Source organism: Nocardioides sp., assembly GCF_041600255.1.
GTDB lineage: Bacteria > Actinomycetota > Actinomycetes > Propionibacteriales > Nocardioidaceae > Nocardioides.
The window spans coordinates 24,037-31,496 of the sequence record NZ_JBFIKK010000024.1; the positions used below are offsets into that span (position 1 = coordinate 24,037).

Sequence of the window (7,460 nt, forward strand, 5' to 3'; positions counted from 1 at the left end):
TGCACACACGCGTGCCCCGACGCGTCCCCGAGCAGAGAGCAGGACCGGTTCGTGCCCAGCAACGCCCCCTCGTCCGACCGCCCCTCCGTCGGGCTCGTCGTCGCCATCGACGGTCCCTCGGGATCGGGCAAGTCGAGCACGTCGCGCGGCGTCGCCAGCCGGCTCGGCCTGCGCTACCTCGACACCGGTGCGATGTACCGCGCGATGACGTGGTGGATGCTGCGTGCCGGCGTCGACGTCCAGGACCCGGCTGCTGTTGCTGCCCGGGCCGACGAGGCGAGGATCGTCTCCGGCACCGACCCGCTCGGCCCGACGATCACCGTCGACGGCGTCGACGTGGGCGTGGCCATCCGGGGCGAGGACGTCACCGGCGCGGTCTCCCCGGTCAGTGCCGTCCCCGAGGTCCGCGCCCGGCTGCTGGAGCTCCAGCGTGAGGCGATCGCCGAGGCCACCACCGACGGCGGGATCGTCGTCGAGGGCCGTGACATCGGCTCGGTCGTCGCGCCCGACGCCCCGGTCAAGGCCTACCTCTCGGCCGACCCGGCCGCCCGTGCTGCCCGCCGCGCCGCCGAGGAGGGTGGCTCCGACGTGGCCGCCACCGAGGCCTCCCTGCTCGCTCGCGACACCATCGACTCCGGCCGCGCGGTCTCGCCGCTGGTGATGGCCGACGGCGCCGTGCACATCGACACCACCCACTACACGCTGGACGAGGTGATCGGCCTGGTGGTCGAGCTCGTCGAGGCGGTGGAGGCACGCGCGTGACCGTCTCCTCCCACCACGACCTGCCCCGCAGCGCGGACGTCCGGCACCCCCGCAAGGTCCTGCTCCACGGTCTGCGACCGGCCGCCCGCGCCCTGGTGCGCCGCCGTTTCGACGTACGCGTCCACGACGAGCACCACACGCCCGCCGCCGGACCGGTGATCTTCGCCTGCAACCACATCGGGGTCGCCGATGGTCCGCTGCTGGCGATCTTCGCGCCGCGGCCGGTGCACGCCCTGACCAAGCGCGAGATGTTCGACGGCAAGCTCGGCGGCTTCCTGCGGGCCTCGGGCCAGATCCCCCTGGACCGGTTCACCACCGACCCGGCCGCGGTGAAGAGCTGCCTGCGGGTGCTGCGCGACGGTTCCGCGGTCGGCATCTTCCCCGAGGGGCGGCGCGGACCCGGTGACCTCGAGCGCTTCCACCGGGGAGCGGCGTACTTCGCGCTGGCCTCGGGTGCGCCGGTCGTGCCCGTCGTCATGTTCGGCACCCGTGAGCCCGGTGGTCACACCGGTTCGCTGCCGCCGCGTGGGGGAGTGGTCGACATCGTCTTCGGCGCCCCGCACCGCGTCGAGGCGACACCCTGGCCGCGCCGTCGGGAACAAGTCGAGCAGGCCACGTTGTTGCTCCAGCAGCAGATGCTGGCTCATCTGAACCATGCGCGCGCCTTGACCGGGCGAGAACTGCCCGGTCCGCTGCCCGCCAATGAAGTTGAACCCGACCCCGCCCCTGGGGTCACCGAGCAAGGAGCATCATGAGCGAGGGTCACCCCGAGCCCGACCAGTCCACCCACGACGGCGAGTTCGACGTGGAGGTCCAGGGCCCGGTTCCGATCCTGGCCGTCGTCGGTCGTCCGAACGTCGGCAAGTCCACCCTGGTGAACCGGATCATCGGTCGTCGCGCCGCGGTCGTCGAGGACGTCCCCGGCGTCACCCGCGACCGCGTGTCGTACGACGCGCACTGGAACGGTCGCGCCTTCACAGTCGTCGACACCGGCGGTTGGGACCCGGACGCCCGGGGTCTGGCGGAGCGGATCGCGGCCCAGGCGGAGATCGCGATCGGGCTGGCCGACGCCGTGCTCTTCGTCGTCGACGCCACGGTCGGCATCACCGACACCGACGCCGCGGTGGTGAAGATCCTGCGCGCCTCGAAGAAGCCGGTCATCCTGGCCGCGAACAAGGTCGACGACCAGCGCACCGAGGCCGAGGCCTTCGGTCTGTGGAACCTCGGTCTGGGTGAGCCTTTCCCGGTCTCCGCCCTGCACGGTCGTGGCTCGGGCGACATGCTCGACGCGATCCTGGCCGCCCTGCCGGAGCCGCCGCCCGAGCAGGACGCCCCCATCGGTGGTCCCCGTCGGATCGCGATCGTGGGCAAGCCCAACGTCGGCAAGTCCTCGCTGCTCAACCAGCTCGCCGGTGAGGAGCGGGTCGTCGTCGACAACGTCGCCGGCACCACCGTCGACCCGGTCGACGAGATGATCCAGCTCGGCGGTCGCACCTGGCGCTTCATCGACACCGCGGGCATCCGCAAGCGGGTCAAGCAGGTCTCCGGCCACGAGTACTACGCCTCGCTGCGCACGAACTCCGCGATCGACCGGGCCGAGCTCTGCGTGCTGGTCCTCGACGGCGGCGAGTCGATCTCCGAGCAGGACCTGCGGATCATCCAGTCGATCCGCGAGGCCGGCCGCGCGCTCGTCATCGCCTTCAACAAGTGGGACCTCGTCGACGAGGAGCGCCGCTACTACCTCGAGCGCGAGATCGAGCGCGAGCTCGTGCAGGTCCAGTGGGCGCCCCGGATCAACGTGACCGCGCGGACCGGCTGGCACATCGACCGGCTCGTGCCTGCCATCGACAAGGCCCTGGCGGGCTGGGAGACGCGGGTGCCGACCGGCACGCTCAACGCCTTCCTCGGCCGCCTGGTCGCCGAGCACCCGCACCCGGTGCGCGGCGGCAAGCAGCCGAAGATCCTCTTCGGCACCCAGGCGCAGTCGTCCCCGCCGATGTTCGTGCTGTTCACCAGCGGCAAGCTGGACGCCGGCTACGAGCGGTACATTGAACGTCGGCTCCGTGAGGAGTTCGGCTTCGTGGGCACTCCCATCACGCTGCAGATCCGGCCGCGGGAGAAGCGCAAGAAGTAGTCGTCCGGGAGGTCCCGTGCGTTCGCTCGCTCTGGGTGTGGTCGCCGTCCTGGCGACGGCTGCCTGCTCAGGGGCGAGCCCCGGGCCCGCCCCGCGCGCCGAGCTCGCCCAGGGTGGTGAGACGACCGCGCGGAGTGTCGCGGGAACCGTCGCCGGGACGTCGTGCTCGGCGTTCCCCGACGACAACTACTGGCACGCCGACGTCCGCGACCTGCCGGTGCACCCGCGCAGCGCACAGTGGCGGGCGCGGATGTCGCCGGACTCCGACCTGCACCCCGACTTCGGGCCCTCCTACGGTGACGGTCCGGCGTACGGCATCCCGGTGACGGTGGTCAAGCACCGCCACCGCCGGGTCAGGGTCCGCTTCACCTACGCCGACGAGAGCGACCGCGTGCGTTACCCCTTCGGCAGGGACACCCGGATCGAGGGTGGCCGGGGCTCCTCGGGGGACAAGCACGCCATCGTCGTCGACAGGGGCTCCTGCCGCCTCTACGAGACCTGGAACACCCGGGTCCGGCGCGGGAAGTGGCGGGCCGGCTCGGGGGCGGTGTGGTCGCTGAGGAGCAACGACCTGCGCCCGGACGGCTGGACCTCGGCCGATGCTGCCGGACTGCCGATCCTGCCGGGGCTGCTGCGGTGGAACGAGGTCCGCGACCGCGAGGTCGACCACGCGATCCGGTTCACCACCGACGTGACCAGTCGGCACCACCTGTGGCCGGCTCGCCACGACGCCGGCTCGACGGACTCCCGTGCCTTTCCGCCGATGGGGGCTCGCTTCCGGTTGAGGCCGGGCTTCTCGACCGACGGGTTCTCGCCGGCGGCGAGGGAGGTGATCCGGGCGATGAAGACCTACGGTCTGGTGCTGGCCGACAACGGATCGCCGTGGTTCTTCCAGGGCGAGCGGCACAAGCGCTGGCCCGAGCGGCTGATCAGCGACCTCAAGCGGATCCCGGCCTCGGCGTTCGAGGCCGTGGACACCTCCGACCTGATGGTCTCCGAGGACAGCGGCGAGGTGAGGTGAGCCCGATTCCCGGTCTGCTGCAGGGCTGCGATAGTGTTCACCCGCCTTCGTAATGAAGGTGTTCGGGCTGTAGCGCAGCTTGGTAGCGCACTTGACTGGGGGTCAAGGGGTCGCAGGTTCAAATCCTGTCAGCCCGACTGTTCACGCAGGTCAGAGAGGGTGTCGCCCACGGGCGGCACCCTCTTTGCGTTCCGCCTTGCCCCGTTGCGGGCAGGTGGCCGAGACGGTGGATGGGTGTTTCGAGACCTCTCGACCGACTCAGGAGAGCCGGTGCATGAGCCCTTCGGTTTCGCTCTCGAGCGCGGCCTCGTTCTACTACCGCGGGCCCCTGGCAGGGCATACTGAGGGCGGGATCGGGACCGACGTCGTTGACGCACTGTGGCCCCGTCGTGCTGAACGGGGGAGGGCTCGTGAGCGACGCCGAGACACTGCGCCGCGTCTTCGACGAACTGCCGCACGGCGTCATGGTGTGGTCCTTCGAGGACGTCGACGATGCCGCGAGCCTGCACCTCGAGGACGCCAACGAGGCCGGTCTCACCGCCGGGGGACTCACCCGCGACATGCGCGGCCGGTCCTTCCGCGAACTCGTCCCCACCTTGTCGGACGCGGGTATGGCGGAGATCGTCCAGGGCGTAGCGCGGTCGGGCAAGGTCCTGGACCTCGGGACGATGGCGTTCGGTGACGATCGGGTGGAGCGCAGCGCCTTTCGGGTGTCGCTGAAGCCGATCTCGGATCATCAGGTGCTGATTCTCCTGGAGAACCTGGGTCAGGCGGCCCCAGAGGCCCGACCGATTCCCCCCGCGTCAGCGGACGAGGCGGTCATCCTCTGCGACCTGGAGGGCCGCGTCGAGCAGTGGCCGGAGTCCGCCGTCGAGCTCTACGGCCTCTCTGCGGCGGACGCGGAGGGCCGCGATCTGGCGGCCGTCGTGCACACCCAGGACGCTGACGAGCTGGCCGACGCCTTTCGGCTGCTGCGAGCGGAGGTGTACGAGCGGCGCCTGATCGCTCGCCACACATCCGGCACCGGCGCCCCGCTGGAGGTGGCGATGAGCTTCGTTCCTCGCTGGGCGCCCTCGGGAGAGCTCACGGGAGCCAGGGTGACCGTGCGGGATGTCGCGGGCACCGCCCGGATGAGGGAGACCCTGGACTTCGTGCTCGACGCCTTGAACGTCGGCTACTGGGGCATCGAGCTGTCCACCGGACACGTGACGCGGACGGCGGCGTACGACGCGCTGTACGGGATCGAGCCGGACACGGTCGACTGGTCGATGGACGACGTGCGCCAACGCTGTCACCCCGACGACGTCGCCGTGGTCGATCGCGCCATGACGAGAGTGACGTCGGGCGAAGTCGAGTCGGAGGAGATCGAGTTCCGGGTGGTCCTGCCCGACGGTCGAGTCCGGTGGTTGGGTTCACGCGGCCAGCTGATTCGTGATGAGGACGGTCAGAGTCGGCGCATCCTCGGCGTGCTCTGGGACATCACTGCCCGCAAGGAGGTGGAGCTGCGGGCCGAGCGCCTGGCCAGCCGCTTGGCCAGCGTCGTCGACTCCTTGGGCGACGCCGTGATCGGCAGCACGGAAGCGGGAGTGATCACGAGCTGGAACCGCGCGGCCGAGCAGTTGCTGGGGTGGCGAGAGGACGAGGCGATCGGTCGGCACCTCGATCTGATCATGTCGCCCGAGCAACAGCAGGAGGCTGCGGAGGCCCGCTCAGCGGTGATGGAGGGCAAGACCTCCGCCGGCTTCGAGACCCGCGCCCGACGCAAGGACGGCTCGGAAGTCCAGGTGGCCGAGACCGCGTCTCGCCTCTCCGGGCTCCACATCGGCCCGGCAGGGCTGACCCATGTGCTGCGCGACGTGACCGAACGCCACCGGCTCGAGTCCGAGCTGCGGCACCTGGCCCTGCACGACGCGTTGACGGGCCTGCCCAACCGGGTGCTGATCCAGGATCGCCTCCGGCACGCCCTCGAGGCCGCCCGGCGCGGCAAGGAGTCTGTGGCCGTGCTGCTCCTCGATCTCGACAACTTCAAGCTCGTCAACGATCTGGCCGGGCACGCCGAGGGCGACGAACTGCTCGTCCAGGTCGCTGCGCGCCTGCGTGACTGCCTGCGCGACGAGGACAGCATCGGCCGGGTGGGCGGTGACGAGTTCCTGGTGGTGTGCGCACACAGCGATGCCGAGCGCGCCACGGCCGTCGCCGAGCGCTTGCATCGTGCCCTGCGGGCTCCGGTCGTGGTCGCCGGTCGTCAGCTGAAGATCTCCGCAAGCATCGGTATCGCCCTCAGCCCGCCGGCCGACGCCGGCATCCTGCTGCGGTCCGCGGACACCGCGATGTACCACGCCAAGACGGCGGGAAGAGCTCGCTCCAGCCTTTACGTCGAAGAGATGGCGGACCGCGCCCGCGGGCGCCTTGAGCTCGCCCAGAACCTCGGTCGGGCCCTCGAGCAGAACCTCCTCAGCCTGCACTACCAACCGATCATCGGACTGGCCGACGGAGTGCTGATGGGCTTCGAGGCGCTGGCCCGGTGGAAGGACCCGGTCCGCGGCTACATCCCGCCCTCCGAGTTCGTGGCCGTCGCCGAGGAGCTCGGCCTGATCGAGCAGCTCGACACCTGGGTGCTGCAGCAGGCGTGTCGGGACGGCGCCGAGATGTCTGAGCGCAATTTGCTGCCTCCGGGAGCCCGGCTATCGGTGAATGTCGGAGCCCAGCACGTCGGGTCGGCGTCCATGGGCCACCGGGTGACGTCTGCCCTCGACCAGAGCGGCGGTGGACTCCGACCGGAGCAACTGGTCATCGAGATCACCGAGACCGCGCTGCTCCTGGACCTCGAGCACGCTCGGGAGAACATGAACAGCCTCCGGGATCTGGGTGTCGGTATCGCCCTTGACGACTTCGGCACCGGCTACTCCTCGCTGACCTACCTGCAACAACTGCCGATCTCGATGCTCAAGATCGACCGCGGCTTCGTGGGCGGCATCGGACGCGGCTCCGAGAATGTCGCGCTCGCGGCTTCCATCGTCGACCTCGCCGCAGCCGTCGGCATCGAGTGCGTCGTGGCGGAGGGGGTCGAGACAGGCGATCAGCTGCGCCGGTTGCGTGAGATGGACTGCTCGGCCGGGCAAGGGTGGCTGTGGAGTCCCGCGCTTCCGCTGACCGAGCTCGAGGGCCTGCTCGAGTCCTTGCCCGACCAGCGGTTCGCTCTCGTCGGCGAGGCGATTCACGACTGAGCGCGACGCATCGCCCACGGGCGGCGCCCTCTCTGCTGACTCCGCGCCCATGCCTGTCGAGGGTCACCCTGGCTGCTGACCCTGCTGACCCTGCTGACCCTGCTGACCCTGCTGACCGCCGGGCGTGGGCCGGGTGGCCGGGGTGAAGCCAGCCCCCGTCGGCACGTAGATCACCGAGATCTCCCGGCCGTAGAGGAAGCTGCCGGTCCCGAGTTCCCTGGCGTCCAGGCTGACGGTGTGCTCGCCGGCGGTCACCGGCACCACGCTGGTCACTGCTCCCGAGTCCCCCTCCCCAGCGCCGGCATAGGCCAGCTGA

The 7,460-nt window shown here is 70.5% G+C and carries 6 protein-coding genes and 1 tRNA gene; 6 read left to right on the plus strand and 1 reads right to left on the minus strand.

Features of this window, described 5'->3' with window-relative positions:
* The first annotated feature begins 51 nt into the window (after positions 1 to 51).
* The 6 genes from cmk (at position 52) to ABZE72_RS04965 (ending at position 7,144) form a co-directional block, all read left to right on the plus strand.
* On the plus strand, positions 52 to 762 hold the full coding sequence (gene cmk, locus ABZE72_RS04940) for a (d)CMP kinase (RefSeq protein ID WP_372727904.1): 711 nt from the start codon (positions 52 to 54) through the stop codon (positions 760 to 762).
* Positions 759 to 1,517: a lysophospholipid acyltransferase family protein gene (locus ABZE72_RS04945; RefSeq protein WP_372727905.1), complete on the plus strand. Its 759-nt coding sequence runs from the start codon at positions 759 to 761 to the stop codon at positions 1,515 to 1,517. Before cmk ends, ABZE72_RS04945 begins: the two co-directional genes overlap by 4 nt.
* A complete protein-coding gene (gene der, locus ABZE72_RS04950; RefSeq protein ID WP_372727906.1) occupies positions 1,514 to 2,896 on the plus strand; it encodes a ribosome biogenesis GTPase Der in 1,383 nt (460 codons plus the stop codon). The genes ABZE72_RS04945 and der overlap by 4 nt, the downstream gene beginning before the upstream one ends.
* A 16-nt stretch (positions 2,897 to 2,912) precedes the next feature.
* Positions 2,913 to 3,917 (plus strand): hypothetical protein, encoded by a 1,005-nt coding sequence (locus ABZE72_RS04955; protein WP_372727907.1) that lies wholly within the window; start codon positions 2,913 to 2,915, stop codon positions 3,915 to 3,917.
* A 63-nt stretch (positions 3,918 to 3,980) separates the two neighbouring features.
* A tRNA-Pro gene (locus ABZE72_RS04960) sits at positions 3,981 to 4,054 on the plus strand.
* Between the two features lie 273 nt (positions 4,055 to 4,327).
* On the plus strand, positions 4,328 to 7,144 hold the full coding sequence (locus ABZE72_RS04965) for an EAL domain-containing protein (RefSeq protein ID WP_372727908.1): 2,817 nt from the start codon (positions 4,328 to 4,330) through the stop codon (positions 7,142 to 7,144).
* Between the two features lie 63 nt (positions 7,145 to 7,207).
* On the opposite strand, the gene ABZE72_RS04970 is transcribed toward ABZE72_RS04965, so the two are convergent.
* On the minus strand, positions 7,208 to 7,460 hold a 253-nt coding region (locus tag ABZE72_RS04970; RefSeq protein ID WP_372727909.1), incomplete at its 5' end, for a hypothetical protein.

Coding starts and splice junctions, on each gene's coding strand:
- der (WP_372727906.1), top strand. CDS start 1,514: ATGAGCGAGGGTCACCCCGAGCCCGACCAGTCCACCCACGACGGCGAG.